Raw genomic sequence first — 15,022 nt, 5'->3', positions numbered from 1 at the left:
GGACGGGTGCCGCAGGGTCTATTTGGTTTCGAACTTGGCGATCCCTGACCCGTATGCCTGCTTGGCTTCGATGATGCCACGACGGATCTGGCGGGTGCGGCTGAACAGGGCGTGCAGGGTTTCGCCCTCGCCCCAGCGGATCGCCCGTTGCAGGGCGGTCAGGTCTTCGGTGAAGCGTTGCAGGACTTCCAGAACCGCTTCGCGGTTGTTCAGGAACACGTCACGCCACATCGTCGGGTCAGAGGCTGCAATACGGGTGAAATCGCGGAAGCCGGAGGCCGAATATTTAATGACCTCCTGCTTCAGAACATCTTCCAGATCATCCGCAGTGCCGACGATGGTATAGGCAATCAGATGCGGCAGGTGTGAGGTGATGGCCAGAACCTGATCGTGGTGGCTGGCTTCCATCACATCAACGTTGGAGCCAATTGTTTCCCACAGAGCGCGCACCTTGGCCACGGCATCCGGGTCGGTGCCGGTCGGCGGGGTCAGGATGCACCAGCGGTTCTGAAACAGTTCGGCGAACCCGGCTTCAGGGCCGGAGTGCTCGGTCCCGGCAATCGGGTGGCCGGGTACAAAATGCACTTCGTCAGGCAGGAACGGCGAGACATCACGCACCACCGCCATTTTCACCGATCCGACATCGGTGACAATGGCCCCGGGGTCCAGCGCCGGACCGAACTGTTCTGCCAGTGCGGCATTGGCCCCGATCGGGGTCGCCAGAATCACCAGATCGCAGCCGCGCACGGCTTCTGCCGGGTCAGCATAGACCTCGTCCACGATGCCCAGCTTCAGGGCGGTTTCCTTGCTGCCGTCGGCCGTGCTGTGACAGACCAGTGTTTCCGCCAGACCATGGGCGCGGATGGCACGGGCAAGGGACGAGCCGATCAGGCCAATGCCCATCAGGCAGGCCCGCCGGAACAGGGCGGGCTTCATCAACGGATCAGACATATCCGTTACGACTCCAGAAAGTCTTTGATGGCCGCAATCACGGCCTCATTCTCTTCGGCAAGGCCGACAGTGATGCGCAGGCAATCGCCGAGACCATAGCTGGCCACCCGCCGCACAATGATACCGCGCCCTTTCAGGAAGGCATCTGCCGCTGCCGCATCCTTGCCGGCTGTTGCGGGGAACCGCACCAGCACAAAGTTTGCGACGCTGTCGGTGGTGGTCAGCCCCAGTGCCGTCAGCTTTTCCTTCAGCCACGGCAGCCAGTAGTCGTTGTGGGTTTTGGCCAGCGTGGTGAATTCCACATCGCGGATCGCCGCCGCTGCCGCCGCCTGAGAGGGGGCGGTGACGTTAAAGGGGCTGCGGATGCGGTTGATCACGTCGGCGATGCCCGCCGGGAAGTATCCCCAGCCGACCCGGGCCCCGCCCAGACCGAAGATCTTGGAGAATGTGCGCAGCATGACGGTGTTTTCCGTCTCCTGCACCAGTTCAAGGCCGTTGGAGTAGTCGTTGCGGTCCACGTATTCGGCATAGGCGGCATCAATCACCAGCAGGATGTCTTCCCGCAGGCCGTCCCGCAGGCGCCGCAGGTCGGCCGCGCTGATGTAAGTGCCGGTCGGATTGCCCGGATTGGTGACGAACACGATCCGGGTTCTGGCGGTGACACCGCTTAGCAGGGCATCGACATCCACCGTCAGGTTGGTTTCGTCCACCCGCACCGGTACGGCCCCGGCAGAGCGGGCATAAATGTCGTACATCAGGAAGCCATGACGGGAGAACAGCACCTCGTCACCGGGGGCGGCGTAGGCATTGACCAGCAGGCCGATCAGTTCATCCGATCCGCAGCCGCAGATGATCCGGGCGGCATCCAGCCCGTACCGGGCAGCAATCGCCTTCCGCAGTTCCGTCGCCCCGCCGTCGGGGTATCGATGGAGTTCCGCCGTCACGGTGCGATAGGCGTCCTGCGCGCGCGGGCTGGGACCCAGCGGGCTTTCGTTGGACGACAGCTTCATCACACGGGACACGCCCTCGACCTTGGATTCTCCGCCGACGTAGGCGGCGATGTCCAGAATACCGGGCTGCGGAACGGGAAGGCTCATGATCGTCTTTTCATCCTTTTTTGGCGTCCGGATGGACTGAGACACAACAACATGGAGGATTCCTCCGGGGGTGGGCCGCAGATCCGGCGTCAGGCCAGATCGTCGGCGGTAAAGGGGATGGCGTATCCGCCGATGACCGAGACCCGGCGGATCGCCGATTCCCGGCCCAGTTCGACCAGACGCTGGTCGGTGGGTAGAACGCAGGTTTCAATTTCCAGCAGATGCAGGCGGGCGACCGGCGATGTGTCATCGGTATCGGGCATTTCCGCCACCACCAGACCGGCATTTTCCGCCAGCGACCGCAGGCCGGTGCGGCTGAGGTCTTCATCGGCTTCAATGACGATATAGGTCCGGTCATGACCGGTGTCTTCCTGCGGCAGACGGCAGATCACCAGACCTTCGATGCCATCGCCCCGGCCCGGACCCGGCCCGGCGAAAGGAACGCGGCCAACCACGGACGGGGTGCCGGGGGCGGCGGAGGCCAGCGCCGGCCACCATCGCTCGGTATCGCCCAGATGCGGCATTGGCAGAATGCCGACCGTGACCTCAGCATTGGCGACGGCCTTGACCACCGACCCCGGCGACGGCACGGCGACCATCGGGGTATAGGCCCCGTAGGAATCGCGGGCCAGCTCGAGAAAACCGGCGCCACGGCTGGGCATATAGACGGCGGCGGTCAGCGGCCCTTCCACGGCGACCATTGCCGCGAACAGCTCGCGCCAGATCCGCACGATCACTGATTTACGGAAGCGCCCGTCTTTTGCCTGCTTCAGCAGGCGGCGCAGAATGTCCATTTCCCGGCCGGGACGCAGGAAGATGCCGACATCCTCTCCGGCGGCCCGCTTGACCGCGCCGACGGTTTCCACCACTTCGGCCCGGGCCACCAGCAGGTCAATCAGCTGGGTGTCGATGGCATCAATCCGCTGCCGCAGTTCGGCAAGGGTAGGCAGGGGAACGGCGGCGGGGGAGCCCGGCGGGGTGACGTCTGACATTCCGGTAGCGTTTCCCTATACAGTCAGGAGGAAGGACTAAGAATCTGATCCCGCAGAAGCGGCGCAGGCCTGCCGCACGCTTCCGGGACGTTAAGTAGTAGACGGCCCCCCGGCCAAAATCAAAGAAAACGTTGACAGTAGGGGGTGCCGTCCCTAGAGCTTTTTTCCGCTTTCTTCCTTCCCGATCCTCTGGGTCTGACGGGGTCCGACATGAGCACGCATCTGTCCATTCCACACGGCAAGACGGTCCAGCTCGGTGTCGACAGGCCGATGCGGCTTGACTGCGGCGTCGATCTTGGCCCCTTCACGCTGGCCTACGAAACTTACGGCACGCTGAATGCTGACCGGTCCAACGCGGTGCTGATCTGCCATGCCCTGACCGGGGACCAGTATGTTGCCTCGCCCAACCCGGTGACCGGCAAGCCGGGCTGGTGGAGCGATCTGATCGGTCCGGGCAAGATCGTTGATACCGAACGCTATTTTGTCATCTGCTCAAACGTTCTGGGCGGCTGCATGGGCTCCAGCGGCCCTTATGAAGTCAACCCGGAGACCGGGCAGCCGTGGGGCGTGACCTTTCCGGTCATCACCATCGGCGACATGGTGCGGGCACAGGCCCTGCTGGTTGACCATCTGGGCATCGACACCCTGTTTGCGGTGATCGGCGGCTCGATGGGCGGTATGCAGGTTCTGGAATGGTGTCATTCCTATCCGCAGCGGGTGTTCTGTGCGGTGCCGGTGGCGACCAGTTACCGCCATTCCGCCCAGAATATTGCCTTCCATGAGGTCGGGCGTCAGGCGGTGATGGCTGACCCTGACTGGCATAACGGAGACTATCACCGCCACGGAACCCGCCCGGAACGGGGGCTGGCGGTGGCGCGGATGGCGGCGCATATCACCTATCTTTCGGAACCGGCCCTGCAACGGAAGTTCGGGCGGCGTCTGCAGGACCGGCAGAGCGTCACCTACGGCTTTGATGCTGATTTTCAGGTGGAAAGCTATCTGCGCTATCAGGGCTCGGCCTTCGTCGACCGGTTTGATGCCAACAGCTATCTCTATATCACCCGGGCGATGGATTACTTCGATCTGGCCGGGGCGAACGGCGGGGTGCTGGCCCATGCGTTCCGGGGGACCGCAACCCGTTTTTGTGTTGTGTCCTTCTCGTCGGACTGGCTGTTCACCACGGCGGAAAGCCGGGCGATCGTTCATGCCCTGAACGCCAATGCGGCCAATGTCAGCTTTGTCGAGGTGCAGTCTGACAAGGGGCACGATGCCTTCCTGCTGGATGAGCCGGAATTTCACCAGACCCTCACCGGGTTCCTGCGGTCCGCCGCCGAGCAGCGCGGGCTTCCGCGCGGCCCGGTGTCGGCTGCTGTCTGAGAGGGGATGCGGGAATGAATACCACCACCCATGCCGGGCTGCGCATTGATCTGCAGCTGATTGCCGATCTGGTTGAACCCAAGTCCCGGGTTCTCGACGTCGGCTGTGGCGAAGGCCTGCTGCTGAGCTATCTTCAGGATTTCCGTCAGGTGGACGGGCGGGGGATTGAGCTGTCGATGTCCGGCGTGCGCGAGGCGGTCGGGCAGGGCCTGAGCGTGATTCAGGGTGATGCCGACACCGATCTGGCCGCCTATCCGCCCGACAGCTTTGATTATGTGATTTTGTCCAAGACGCTGCAGGCGACCCGGAACCCGCGGGGTGTGCTGGAAAACCTGCTGCGCATCGGGCGCCGGGCGATCGTCTCGTTCCCTAATTTCGGCTACTGGCGTAACCGTCTGCATCTGGGGCTGCGCGGGCGGATGCCGGTGACGTCGGCCCTGTCCTATCAGTGGTACGAGACCCCCAATATTCACTTCTGCACCATCCGCGATTTTGTGGTGCTGTCTCAGGATCTGGGGCTGGTGATCGAGACCGCTTTCGCGCTTGACGGTGCCGGGCACCGCCGGGACTGGGATGTCACCGGGGACTGGGCCAACCTGATGGGGGCAGACGCGGTGTTCCTGCTGCGGCGCGCCTGATTTTCCGGGGCGCTTTACGGACTGAAAAACCCCCGGCGGGACCCTCCGCCGGGGGTTTTTGTCAGTTCAGGGCCGGGCACATGCCGCCGCCGCACCCGCCGCCGCCGCAGGGGGGGGCCGGGTCAGTGCTGGTGCCGACGGTCCCGCCGGACCCGGACAGGCGCGGTGCCATCAGCGATTTGGCGACGGTGGTGTCGCCACACTCCGGGCAGCACAGGGCGTCTTCGGCCTTTTTGCTGTCGTAATCGGCCATCGAGTCGAACCACTGATCAAATTCGTGATCGTGGCCGCACACCAGACGGTAACGGATCATCGGTCTGCTCTCCGCTTAAAAACGGGGATGGGAAGGGGGTGAAGCCCTGATTTAGCACAGGGATATGCCGCCTGTCACCGGATGGTGGCTGATCCCGGCGGCATCCTGTTGCGGGCCGCGCCGTGTTGTCTTATATACCTTTCAAACCATCCGGCCCTGCTGCCGGACGGTTGCAGAGTTGAGATAAACGAACCCTTTTGTGATGAACCCCTCAGGGGACCGTGGCGGCGCCGTTCTGGGCCGCAGCGTGTCTGCCGCAGCAACAGGTGAAGATGCAGCAACAGGTGAAGATGATGAGCAAGGTTATCGGGATCGACCTCGGGACCACCAATTCCTGCGTCGCGATCATGGATGGCAAAGAAGCCCGCGTGATCGAAAACGCTGAAGGGGCTCGTACCACTCCGTCGATGGTGGCGTTTGCCGCTGATGGCGAGATTCTGGTCGGCCAGCCGGCCAAGCGTCAGGCGGTGACCAACCCGGAAAACACCCTTTTTGCCATTAAGCGCCTGATCGGGCGCCGCTTTGATGACCCGACCGTGAAGAAGGATCAGGCTCTGGTCCCGTACCGGATCATCAAGGGTGACAATGGCGATGCGTGGGTGGACGTGAAGGGCGACAAGCAGGCCCCGTCCCAGATTTCCGCCAATATCCTGAAGAAGATGAAGGAAACCGCCGAAGCCCATCTGGGCGAGCCGGTGACCCAGGCGGTGATCACCGTTCCGGCGTACTTCAACGACTCCCAGCGTCAGGCCACCAAGGATGCCGGCCGGATCGCCGGTCTTGAGGTGCTGCGCATCATCAACGAACCGACCGCTGCGGCGCTGGCTTACGGCCTCGACAAGAAGGACGGCGGCGTGATCGCCGTGTACGACCTTGGCGGCGGCACCTTCGACGTGTCCGTGCTGGAAATCGGCGACGGCGTGTTCGAAGTGAAGTCCACCAACGGCGACACCTTCCTCGGCGGGGAAGACTTCGATGCCCGCATCATCGACTACCTTGCCGATGAATTCAAAAAGGAACAGGGCATCGACCTGCGCGGTGACCGCCTGGCCCTGCAGCGCCTGAAGGAAGCCGCTGAAAAGGCCAAGATCGAGCTGTCCTCTGCCCAGCAGACCGAAGTCAACCTGCCGTTCATCACGGCCGACGCCACCGGGCCGAAGCACCTGAACGTCAAGCTGACCCGCGCCAAGCTGGAAGCTCTGGTGGATGATCTGATCCAGCGGACCGTTGAGCCGTGCCGTAAGGCGCTGGCCGATGCCGGTCTGAAGGCCAGCGAAATCGACGAAGTGATTCTGGTCGGCGGCATGACCCGTATGCCGAAGGTCCAGCAGATCGTGAAGGAATTCTTCGGCCGTGACCCGCATAAGGGTGTGAACCCGGATGAAGTGGTGGCGCTGGGCGCTGCCATTCAGGGCGGCGTGCTGAAGGGTGAGGTGAAGGACGTCCTGCTGCTCGACGTGACCCCGCTGTCGCTGGGGATCGAGACGCTGGGCGGTGTGTTCACCCGTCTGATCGACCGCAACACCACCATCCCGACCCGCAAGTCGCAGACCTTCTCGACCGCTGACGATAACCAGACCGCAGTGACCATCCGCGTGTCGCAGGGTGAGCGCGAGATGGCCGCGGACAACAAGCTGCTTGGCCAGTTCGATCTGGTTGGCATTCCGTCCGCCCCGCGTGGGGTGCCGCAGATCGAGGTGACCTTCGACATCGACGCCAACGGCATCGTCAACGTGTCTGCCCGCGACAAGGCGACCGGCAAGGAACAGGCGATCCGCATTCAGGCCTCCGGCGGTCTGAATGACGATGAAATCCAGCGTATGGTGCGGGAAGCGGAACAGAACGCCGCTGCCGACAAGAAGCGCCGTGAGGCGGTGGAAGCGCGCAATCAGGCTGATGGCCTGCTGCATCAGGTCGATAAGAACCTGAAGGAGCATGGCGATAAGGTTGACGCCGCCACCAAGGGGCAGATCGAAGCCGATGTTGCCGCCCTGAAGGCGGTGCTGGATGGTGACGATGCCGATGCCATCAAGGCGAAGACCGATGCCCTGATGCAGTCGTCGATGAAACTGGGCGAGGCCATGTACAAGGCCGAGCAGGCCGGGGGCGAGGCTGACGCCGGTGCCACCGCCAAGGATGACGGTGTGGTTGACGCTGACTTCGAAGAAGTCGACGACAAGAAGAAATAAGACGGGCTGGGTGCCCCGGCCGACAAAGCCGGGGCACCACCGTCATGGCAGGACCGCTTCCCCCTACCGTCCGCCTTTCCGGCGCATCCGGGTTTTTCCCGACTGCCGGACGGGCGTGCTGATCCGGATAGGGCCGGAAGAGGGCCGCAGTATTCAGGCGCACGTCTTCTGTCGCCGTATCGGTCGGATTCATCAATGAGCAAACGGGATTATTACGAGGTTCTGGGGTGCCAGAAGGACGCCAGCGCCGACGACCTGAAAAAGGCCTACCGCAAACTGGCCATGCAGTTCCATCCGGACCGCAATCCGGGGGATGCTGAGGCTGAGGCTAAGTTCAAGGAAGTCAACGAAGCGTATGAAATCCTGAAGGATGACCAGAAGCGCGCCGCCTATGACCGCTTTGGCCATGGGGCCTTTGATGGTAGCGGCGGTGCCGGTGGTTTCGGCGGTGGTGCCGGGTTCAGCGGTTTCGGCGACATTTTTGAAGAAATGTTCGGCGAGTTCATGGGGCGCCGGGGTGGCGGTGGCGGCGGGTCTAACCTGCGCGGCTCTGACCTGCGCTATGAAATGGACATTTCGCTGGAGGATGCCTTCGCCGGTCGCACTGCGACGGTGACGATCCAGACCTCAAGCGGCTGCGAGCCCTGTAACGGGACCGGCGCCAAGAACGGCGCTGCCCCGGCGACTTGCCCGACCTGTCATGGTCATGGCCGGGTGCGGGCGCAGCAGGGGTTCTTTACCATCGAGCGGGCCTGCCCGACCTGTGGTGGGGCCGGGAAAGTCATTAAGGACCCCTGTTCGTCCTGCGGTGGCTCTGGCCGGCAGCGTAAGGACAAGACGCTGGAAGTGAAGATTCCGGCAGGTGTCGAGGATGGAACCCGGATCCGGCTGTCCGGCGAAGGGGAAGCCGGTCTGCGCGGGGCTCCCGCCGGGGACCTGTATATTTTCCTGTCGGTGCGTCCGCACCGAATCTTCCAGCGCGACGGGGCCAATATCTACTGCAAGGTGCCGATCCCGATGACGACGGCGGCACTGGGCGGCACCATCGAAGTGCCGTGTATTGACGGGACCCGCGCCAATGTCACCATCCCGGAAGGGACGCAGAACGGGCACCAGTTCCGTCTGAAGGGCAAGGGGATGAGTGTTCTGCGCTCGACCGCCCGGGGCGATATGTTCATCCACGCTGTGGTTGAAACCCCGGTCAATCTGAGTGCTGAACAGAAAGACCTGCTGCGCAAGTTTGCGGCTGCCGGTGGCGGCGATGGCAACACCAGCCCGGAAAGCAGCGGTTTCTTCAGCCGGATCAAGGAATTCTGGGATGATCTGACCGACGGTCAGAAAAACTGAGCCCTGATCTCCTTTCTTCACGGAGGGGAGGGCAGACAGAATAAAAACGGGGCAGCCGGATCGGGTGCCCCGTTTTTCTTTCGGTCGGCTGTGCTGCCGTGCTTACGTTGGGTCGGGCCGGTCCGGGCCGTCCAGCGGGCGGGCGGGCCGACGGTAGGTCGGAAGGCCCCAGCCGAAGATGATAGCCCCGGCCCGCAGACCGAAACCGGCGCAGAATCCGCCGGCAGCCTGCACTTCCACCGGAAGATCCATCGCCCGCAGAACCAGATAGACACTGGCCCCGGTGATGGCTGCGGTGGCGTAGACCTCACGGTTAAACAGCAGTGGTGATTTTTCCCCGCACATAATATCGCGCATCAGCCCGCCGAAGGCCGCGGTCATTACCCCCATCAGGACGCAAACCACCGGGGCCGCGCCGAGCGCGGCTGCTTTCTGGGCACCGGTCACGGCATACATGCCGACCCCGACCGCATCCATCCAGACCAGAGCGCGGTAACGCGATGACAGCAGCCGCGCGGCCCAGAATGTAATGACAGAGGCGACGATGCAGATCACCAGGTAGTCGGGCTGCGTCACCCAGACCGGACGGGCCCCTAAGATCAGATCACGCAGCGTGCCGCCCCCGATGCCGGTAACGGTGCCGACGAAGATGAAGCTCAGCAGGTCCATTTCCCGCCGGGCGGCCACCAGCGCGCCGGAAATCGCAAAGACGGCCACAGCCATCATATCAACAAAGGTGATGACCCGGGCGACTGCGAGACTCTGGTCAAGGGAAAGGAGGGTATCAGGCAGCATGGTTTATCCCTTGAAGGTGTTTTTCCGGTGCCGCAGCTCGGCGAAAACCGCAGTGCCGTCTGCCCCGGTCAGCCCGACGGCGGCGGCAATGGCCGGATCATCCGCCCGCAGAAAGGGGTTGAAACGCTTTTCCTCTCCCAGCACGACCGGCAGGGTCGGTTGTCCCTGTTGCCGAAGTGCGGTGATCCGGGCCCCCAATGCCTCCAGCGCCGCATCCTGTGGGCTGATGGCGTGGGCAAAGCGCCAGTTGGAGAGGGTATATTCATGGGTGCAGAACACCCGGGTCTCATCCGGCAGGGCCCGCAGGGCTGACAGGCTGGACCAGAACTGTCCGGCAGTGCCTTCAAACATCCGCCCGCAGCCCAGCGAGAACAGCGTGTCACCACAGAACAGGGCGGCCTCGTCGGCAAACCAGTAGGCGATATGCCCGGTGGTGTGGCCGGGCACCGTCATCACGCGGGCGGAGCTGGTGCCGACCGTGACCGTGTCTCCGTCCTGCACCAGATGGTCCGCTGCGGGCAGGCGATGGGCATCAGCCGCGGCCCCGGTCACCGAGCAGCCATAGTGTGTCCGCAGGCTCTCTACACCGTCTATGTGATCCCAGTGGTGATGGGTCAGCAGGATTTGGTCCAGCGTCCACCCCCGCGCTTCACAGGCAGCCATAACCACGGCGGGGTCCCCCGGATCCACCGCAGTGGTCCGGGCAGTGGCCGGGCAGTGCAGCAGCCAGATGTAATTGTCGTCGAACGCGGGCAGGCACAGGATGTCCAACGGCATGGCGGGCTCCGGCAGCAGGGGAAAGGCCCCCTTGTTATCGGCCAAGCGCGGACTCATTTCAAACCCTGCAGCAGGGACGGTAACGTCAAAGCTGTTGAGTTTTCCCCGGAACGGGCGTTCCCTGTAAGGGTAAATGCCACAGGCAGGGTGCAGACAGCGGCATGTTTCTGGACGTGGTTGATCTTCGTGATTTTTATGCCACCAGCCTCGGGCAGGTGACGCGGCGCCTGATCCGCCGTCATCTGCGGGATCTGTGGCCGGATGCACGGGGCCAGCGCGTTCTCGGCATCGGCTATGCGATTCCGTTCCTGCGCCCGTTTCTGGGAGAGGCGGAGCGGGTGGTCGCCACCATGCCCGCCAGTCAGGGCGTACAGGGCTGGCCGCTGGAAGGACCGGGGCTGGTTGCGCTGACTGAAGAGGTCAATCTGCCGTTCCCTGACCGCTCCTTTGACCGCATTATCCTGTGCCATACGCTGGAGAATACGGAACACAGCCGCGCCCTGATGCGCGAGGTCTGGCGGGTACTGACCGATGACGGGCGGCTGGTGGTGATGGTGCCCAACCGGCAGGGGGTCTGGGCGCATCTGGAGCGGACCCCCTTCGGCAGTGGCCGTCCCTATAGCGAAACCCAGCTGCGGCATCTGCTGCGCGACACTATGTTTACCCCGGGGATGACCCGGCAGGCGCTGTTTCTGCCGCCGACCCGCTCCCGCCTGTGGCTGGCGTGGGCGCAGGGGGTGGAACGGATCGGTGCGCGCTGGTTCCCGTCCTTCTGCGGGGCGATTCTGATAGAGGCCTGCAAACAGCTGTATGCCATGCCGAGCAGCGGTATTCCGGCAACTCCGGGGCGGTATATGGCCCTGCCGGAGCGGCTGGGCCTGAGCGGCCCGAAGCGCAGCCGGTCCCGTTCTTCCTCCCCGGTGCCGCATCCAACGGTCCTGCCGCCGGAGACTGATGGGGCCTGACCGGATATCCGTGCCCGGTTTCCGGCGGCAGCGGTCCTCAGGGTGTGGCAGAGTCATGGCATGATGACGCCTTCGCCTGATCAACTCTACGATGCCCTGCTGTCCCGCAACCCCGCGTATGACGGGCTGTGGGTGGTCGGTGTGCGCACCACCGGCATCTTCTGTCGCCTGACCTGCCCGGCCCGGAAGCCAAAGCGGGAGAACACCACGTTTTTTGACAGCCCTGCCGCCGCGCAGGCAGCGGGGTTTCGTCCCTGCCTGCGCTGCCGCCCGCTGGATCCTTCCGCCTGCCCGGGGGGAACCCCGGCGCGGCCCTGGCTGGCCGATCTGCGCCGCCGGGTCGAGGCGGAGCCTGACCGCCGCTGGGGGGAAGAGGATCTGCGGCGTCTGGGGCTGGATCCGTCGACCGTGCGGCGGGCCTTCCGTCAGGTATATGGCACAACCTTCGCCCGCTTTGCCCGCTCGGTCCGGCTGGGGGCGGCAGTGGCAACTCTGAAGGACGGTGCAACCGTGATTGATGCACAGCTTGAGGCCGGATACGAATCTGCCAGCGGTTTCCGGGACGCGATCACCCGCCTGCTGGGCGCAGCCCCCGCCCGGCTGCGGGATCAGCACACTCCGGTGGCCCGCTGGCTGGAAACCCCGATCGGGGCCATGCTGGCAATCGGGGATCAATACGGGCTGCATCTTCTCGAATTTTTTGACCGGACGGCCCTGCCGACGGAAATCGCCCGCCTGCAGACCCATACCGGGCCCATCCCGTTCGGCACCTGCCCGATGCTGGAGACGGTCGCCGCGCAGCTGTCGGCATGGTTCCGGGATGCCCGCAGCCCGTTCAGCATACCGGTGGTGCAGCGGGGGTCAGCCTTTGAACAGACGGTGTGGGCGGAGTTGCAGAAAATTCCGCCCGGCGAAACCCGGACCTACGGCGGGCTCGCCCGGGGGATCGGCAGGCCGCAGGCAGGGCGGGCGGTCGGCCGGGCCAACGGGGCCAATCAGGTGGCGGTGATCGTGCCGTGTCACCGGGTGATCGGGGCCGATGGTGCGCTGACCGGGTATGGCGGTAAACTGTGGCGCAAACAGTGGCTGCTGGAACATGAGCGCCGGAGCCTCCTGCGGCTGGATCCTGCCCCCGGCAGCCCCTGAAACCGGGTTCCTGACAGTTGCCCCATCCTGCCCCTTTCGCCATCGGGAACAGTCCCCTATACTCCGCGCGGTCTGTTACAGGTCCTGAACCTCCACCTTTTCCCACAATGGGGCATCTGTTCATGAAAAAGGGCGATATCAAGAAGGTCGTGCTGGCCTATTCCGGCGGCCTTGATACCTCGATCATCCTGAAGTGGCTGCAGGTCGAATACGGCTGCGAAGTCGTGACCTTCACCGCCGACATCGGTCAGGGTGAAGAGCTGGAGCCGGCGCGCAAAAAGGCCGAAATGCTCGGCATTAAAGACATCTTCATCGAAGACCTGCGCGAAGAGTTCGTGCGTGACTTCGTGTTCCCGATGTTCCGCGCCAACACCCAGTACGAAGGTGTCTACCTGCTGGGCACCTCCATCGCCCGCCCGCTGATCGGCAAGCGTCTGATCGAGATCGCCGAAGCCACCGGTGCCGACGCCATTTCCCACGGTGCCACCGGCAAGGGCAACGATCAGGTCCGCTTCGAGCTGACCGCCTATGCCCTGAAGCCCGATATCAAGGTCATCGCGCCGTGGCGTGAGTGGGATCTGAACAGCCGTACCAAGCTGATCGAATACGCCCAGCAGCACCAGATTCCGGTGCCGAAGGACAAGCACGGCGAAGCGCCCTATTCCATGGACGCCAACCTGATGCACATTTCCTACGAAGGGAAGGCGCTGGAAGATCCGTGGCAGGAAGCTGACGATGATATGTTCCGCCTGACCGTGTCGCCGGAAAAGGCGCCGAACGAGCCGGAATACATCACCGTCGATTTCGAGCAGGGCAATGCCGTCGCCGTCAACGGCGAGCGTCTGACCCCCGCCGCACTGCTGACCAAGCTGAACGCGCTGGGCGGCAAGCATGGTATTGGCCGTCTGGATCTGGTGGAAAACCGCTTCGTCGGCATGAAGTCCCGTGGTGTGTATGAAACCCCGGGTGGATCGATCCTGCTGGTGGCGCACCGTGGCATTGAAAGCATCACCCTTGACCGTGAGGAAGCTCACCTCAAGGACAGCGTGATGCCGAAGTATGCCGAGCTGATCTACAACGGCTTCTGGTTCGCCCCGGAACGGGTGGCCCTGCAGGCCCTGATCGACAAGACTCAGGAAAACGTCACCGGTACCGTGCGCCTGAAGCTCTATAAGGGTGTGGCCAGCGTGGTTGGCCGCAAGTCGCCGAAGTCTCTGTACCGCATGGACTATGTGACCTTCGAAGAAGACAGCGTGTATGACCAGTATGATGCCAACGGCTTCATCCGCCTGAACGCACTGCGTCTGCGTCTGGGCAAGCTGGCCCGCGGCTGAGTGTTGTGAGACCCCCGCCCGGTGGCCGTTTTGCGGCCCCGGGCGGGATTTTTTTGCGAGTGTGCCTTTTTCCCGCTTCTTCTGTTGCAGCCACAGGACTCGGAATGCCGGCTCTTTTCCCGACCCGTCCCCGCTTTTGGTTCCGTCGTCCGCAGGCTCTGCGGGGGGCTGTGCTGGCTGCGGCGCTGGCCGTGACGGGGTGTTCTGCCAATCCGTTGGGGATTGATGACGAGGAATGGGCACAGATGACCCCGGCCCAGCAGGCTTTGGCCACGCAGAAAGAGCGGGAGCTGGAGGCTGTGCGGCTGGCATCTTCGTCGGACACGGTGTTCCTGCCCGCCCCGACCCGATATGCGATGGATGAAGGCCGCCGCCTGCGGGTGGAGGAGCGCCGTCGGCGTGACCGTTTCGGGGATACCCTGATCTGCCATCTGGAAGATCTGGCTGTCGCCTTCAATGGCCGCTGGTCTGTGGCCTATCCGGTACAGGTGCCGGTGGTCCGCGGTGAGTTTCTGGCCGTCCCCCTGACCGAGACCGCCAGCGAGGAACGGGAAGCTGTCTGGCTGGACTACAGCGACAGCGGCAATACCCTGCGTTTGTGTTCCGGCGTTTCTGACCGGGGCGACCTGACCGGCTGCGCCACCATGGTCGCCGGATACCGTGATCTGATTGACGGGATGCAGTGGCAGGTCATGTTGCCGGGGGTAATGGAGGCGACGGTGGTCTGTGCCTTCAAGCCCGGTGTGGCGGTTACGGTTTCTCAGCCGGACTGACCTTTGGCCTTTCCGGATGCTGCGAGGGGCCACGCAGACGGTCAGCCGTGCGGTGGAATGCCCGCATGGCATCATGAAACCGGTCCAGATATCCGGGCATCTGTTCACAGTAGCGTTCGACGACATCCCGATAGGCTTCGGCATGGCGGCGGGTCTGGCGTGCTTTTTCGATCAGTCTGGCCCCGTTCCCGGTCAGGCAGGGCAGGGGAGGCGCCGGGGGATCCTCGGCAGGGTCTTCAAGGGGAGTTTCGTGAAAAGAGGCTGCTGGCTGGGGCATGGACAGTTCGATGGCCGAGAGAAAAGGTGCCATTCTCGCAAGGGTGGTGAT

15 protein-coding genes are annotated in these 15,022 nt (G+C 63.6%); 8 read left to right on the top strand and 7 right to left on the bottom strand.

Annotated elements, in window-relative coordinates; translation table 11 throughout:
* Nucleotides 1-18: 18 nt before the first annotated feature.
* From G365_RS22225 to G365_RS0117705, 3 genes are all read right to left on the bottom strand, one after another.
* Complete coding sequence (locus tag G365_RS22225) at nucleotides 19-951, bottom strand: prephenate/arogenate dehydrogenase family protein (RefSeq protein ID WP_019646880.1); 933 nt, start codon at nucleotides 949-951, stop codon at nucleotides 19-21.
* A 5-nt stretch (nucleotides 952-956) separates the two neighbouring features.
* Nucleotides 957-2,048 carry a histidinol-phosphate transaminase gene (gene hisC / locus G365_RS0117710; RefSeq protein ID WP_019646879.1) on the bottom strand — a complete coding sequence of 364 codons (1,092 nt, stop codon included), beginning with the start codon at nucleotides 2,046-2,048 and terminating at the stop codon, nucleotides 957-959.
* A gap of 89 nt (nucleotides 2,049-2,137) precedes the next feature.
* Entirely contained in the window at nucleotides 2,138-3,040 is a 903-nt protein-coding gene (locus G365_RS0117705) for a chorismate mutase (RefSeq protein ID WP_019646878.1), read from the bottom strand.
* A gap of 210 nt (nucleotides 3,041-3,250) precedes the next feature.
* Here G365_RS0117705 and metX point away from each other — a divergent pair, with 210 nt between their 5' ends.
* Nucleotides 3,251-4,417 (top strand): homoserine O-acetyltransferase MetX, encoded by a 1,167-nt coding sequence (metX, locus tag G365_RS0117700; RefSeq protein WP_043742874.1) that lies wholly within the window; start codon nucleotides 3,251-3,253, stop codon nucleotides 4,415-4,417.
* Nucleotides 4,418-4,431: 14 nt separating this feature from the next.
* Entirely contained in the window at nucleotides 4,432-5,055 is a 624-nt protein-coding gene (gene metW / locus G365_RS0117695) for a methionine biosynthesis protein MetW (RefSeq protein WP_019646876.1), read from the top strand.
* Nucleotides 5,056-5,116: 61 nt separating this feature from the next.
* On the opposite strand, the gene G365_RS0117690 is transcribed toward metW, so the two are convergent.
* Entirely contained in the window at nucleotides 5,117-5,368 is a 252-nt protein-coding gene (locus G365_RS0117690) for a DUF1178 family protein (protein ID WP_019646875.1), read from the bottom strand.
* 293 nt (nucleotides 5,369-5,661) lie between these two features.
* Here G365_RS0117690 and dnaK point away from each other — a divergent pair, with 293 nt between their 5' ends.
* Nucleotides 5,662-7,557: a molecular chaperone DnaK gene (dnaK, locus tag G365_RS0117685; protein WP_026345472.1), complete on the top strand. Its 1,896-nt coding sequence runs from the start codon at nucleotides 5,662-5,664 to the stop codon at nucleotides 7,555-7,557.
* Nucleotides 7,558-7,752: 195 nt separating this feature from the next.
* Complete coding sequence (gene dnaJ / locus G365_RS0117680; protein WP_019646873.1) at nucleotides 7,753-8,904, top strand: molecular chaperone DnaJ; 1,152 nt, start codon at nucleotides 7,753-7,755, stop codon at nucleotides 8,902-8,904.
* Between the two features lie 102 nt (nucleotides 8,905-9,006).
* Here dnaJ and G365_RS0117675 read toward each other — a convergent pair whose 3' ends face one another.
* A complete protein-coding gene (locus tag G365_RS0117675) occupies nucleotides 9,007-9,699 on the bottom strand; it encodes a trimeric intracellular cation channel family protein (RefSeq protein ID WP_019646872.1) in 693 nt (230 codons plus the stop codon).
* A 3-nt stretch (nucleotides 9,700-9,702) separates the two neighbouring features.
* Nucleotides 9,703-10,476, bottom strand: coding sequence for a hydroxyacylglutathione hydrolase (gene gloB, locus G365_RS0117670; protein ID WP_043742901.1), 774 nt, complete (start codon nucleotides 10,474-10,476; stop codon nucleotides 9,703-9,705).
* Between the two features lie 161 nt (nucleotides 10,477-10,637).
* Between gloB and G365_RS0117665 the strand changes: the two genes are divergently transcribed.
* The 4 genes from G365_RS0117665 to G365_RS22220 all read left to right on the top strand — a co-directional run bounded on the left by G365_RS0117665 (nucleotide 10,638) and on the right by G365_RS22220 (nucleotide 14,694).
* Nucleotides 10,638-11,441: a class I SAM-dependent methyltransferase gene (locus G365_RS0117665; RefSeq protein WP_019646870.1), complete on the top strand. Its 804-nt coding sequence runs from the start codon at nucleotides 10,638-10,640 to the stop codon at nucleotides 11,439-11,441.
* Between the two features lie 60 nt (nucleotides 11,442-11,501).
* Nucleotides 11,502-12,587: a bifunctional transcriptional activator/DNA repair enzyme AdaA gene (locus G365_RS0117660; RefSeq protein ID WP_019646869.1), complete on the top strand. Its 1,086-nt coding sequence runs from the start codon at nucleotides 11,502-11,504 to the stop codon at nucleotides 12,585-12,587.
* A gap of 122 nt (nucleotides 12,588-12,709) precedes the next feature.
* A complete protein-coding gene (locus G365_RS0117655) occupies nucleotides 12,710-13,921 on the top strand; it encodes an argininosuccinate synthase (protein ID WP_026345469.1) in 1,212 nt (403 codons plus the stop codon).
* A 104-nt stretch (nucleotides 13,922-14,025) separates the two neighbouring features.
* Nucleotides 14,026-14,694, top strand: coding sequence for a hypothetical protein (locus G365_RS22220; RefSeq protein ID WP_019646867.1), 669 nt, complete (start codon nucleotides 14,026-14,028; stop codon nucleotides 14,692-14,694).
* Here G365_RS22220 and G365_RS0117645 read toward each other — a convergent pair.
* Nucleotides 14,672-15,004 (bottom strand): hypothetical protein, encoded by a 333-nt coding sequence (locus G365_RS0117645; protein ID WP_155976354.1) that lies wholly within the window; start codon nucleotides 15,002-15,004, stop codon nucleotides 14,672-14,674. The genes G365_RS22220 and G365_RS0117645 overlap by 23 nt on opposite strands.
* Between the last annotated feature and the right edge of the window lie 18 nt (nucleotides 15,005-15,022).

This window comes from Novispirillum itersonii subsp. itersonii ATCC 12639 (genome assembly GCF_000381985.1).
In the GTDB taxonomy this organism is placed as follows: Bacteria; Pseudomonadota; Alphaproteobacteria; order Rhodospirillales; family Rhodospirillaceae; genus Novispirillum; species Novispirillum itersonii.
The sequence above is the reverse complement of the archived record's forward strand: the minus strand, read 5'-3'. Positions and strand labels throughout refer to the sequence as shown.

What these genes read in the sequence shown, in the direction of transcription:
- G365_RS22225 (WP_019646880.1), bottom strand. Translation starts at nt 951, where the DNA reads ATGTCTGATCCGTTGATGAAGCCCGCCCTGTTCCGGCGGGCCTGCCTG.
- hisC (WP_019646879.1), bottom strand. Translation starts at nt 2,048, where the DNA reads ATGAGCCTTCCCGTTCCGCAGCCCGGTATTCTGGACATCGCCGCCTAC.
- G365_RS0117705 (WP_019646878.1), bottom strand. Translation starts at nt 3,040, where the DNA reads ATGTCAGACGTCACCCCGCCGGGCTCCCCCGCCGCCGTTCCCCTGCCT.
- metX (WP_043742874.1), top strand. Translation starts at nt 3,251, where the DNA reads ATGAGCACGCATCTGTCCATTCCACACGGCAAGACGGTCCAGCTCGGT.
- metW (WP_019646876.1), top strand. Translation starts at nt 4,432, where the DNA reads ATGAATACCACCACCCATGCCGGGCTGCGCATTGATCTGCAGCTGATT.
- G365_RS0117690 (WP_019646875.1), bottom strand. Translation starts at nt 5,368, where the DNA reads ATGATCCGTTACCGTCTGGTGTGCGGCCACGATCACGAATTTGATCAG.
- dnaK (WP_026345472.1), top strand. Translation starts at nt 5,662, where the DNA reads ATGAGCAAGGTTATCGGGATCGACCTCGGGACCACCAATTCCTGCGTC.
- dnaJ (WP_019646873.1), top strand. Translation starts at nt 7,753, where the DNA reads ATGAGCAAACGGGATTATTACGAGGTTCTGGGGTGCCAGAAGGACGCC.
- G365_RS0117675 (WP_019646872.1), bottom strand. Translation starts at nt 9,699, where the DNA reads ATGCTGCCTGATACCCTCCTTTCCCTTGACCAGAGTCTCGCAGTCGCC.
- gloB (WP_043742901.1), bottom strand. Translation starts at nt 10,476, where the DNA reads ATGCCGTTGGACATCCTGTGCCTGCCCGCGTTCGACGACAATTACATC.
- G365_RS0117665 (WP_019646870.1), top strand. Translation starts at nt 10,638, where the DNA reads ATGTTTCTGGACGTGGTTGATCTTCGTGATTTTTATGCCACCAGCCTC.
- G365_RS0117660 (WP_019646869.1), top strand. Translation starts at nt 11,502, where the DNA reads ATGATGACGCCTTCGCCTGATCAACTCTACGATGCCCTGCTGTCCCGC.
- G365_RS0117655 (WP_026345469.1), top strand. Translation starts at nt 12,710, where the DNA reads ATGAAAAAGGGCGATATCAAGAAGGTCGTGCTGGCCTATTCCGGCGGC.
- G365_RS22220 (WP_019646867.1), top strand. Translation starts at nt 14,026, where the DNA reads ATGCCGGCTCTTTTCCCGACCCGTCCCCGCTTTTGGTTCCGTCGTCCG.
- G365_RS0117645 (WP_155976354.1), bottom strand. Translation starts at nt 15,004, where the DNA reads ATGGCACCTTTTCTCTCGGCCATCGAACTGTCCATGCCCCAGCCAGCA.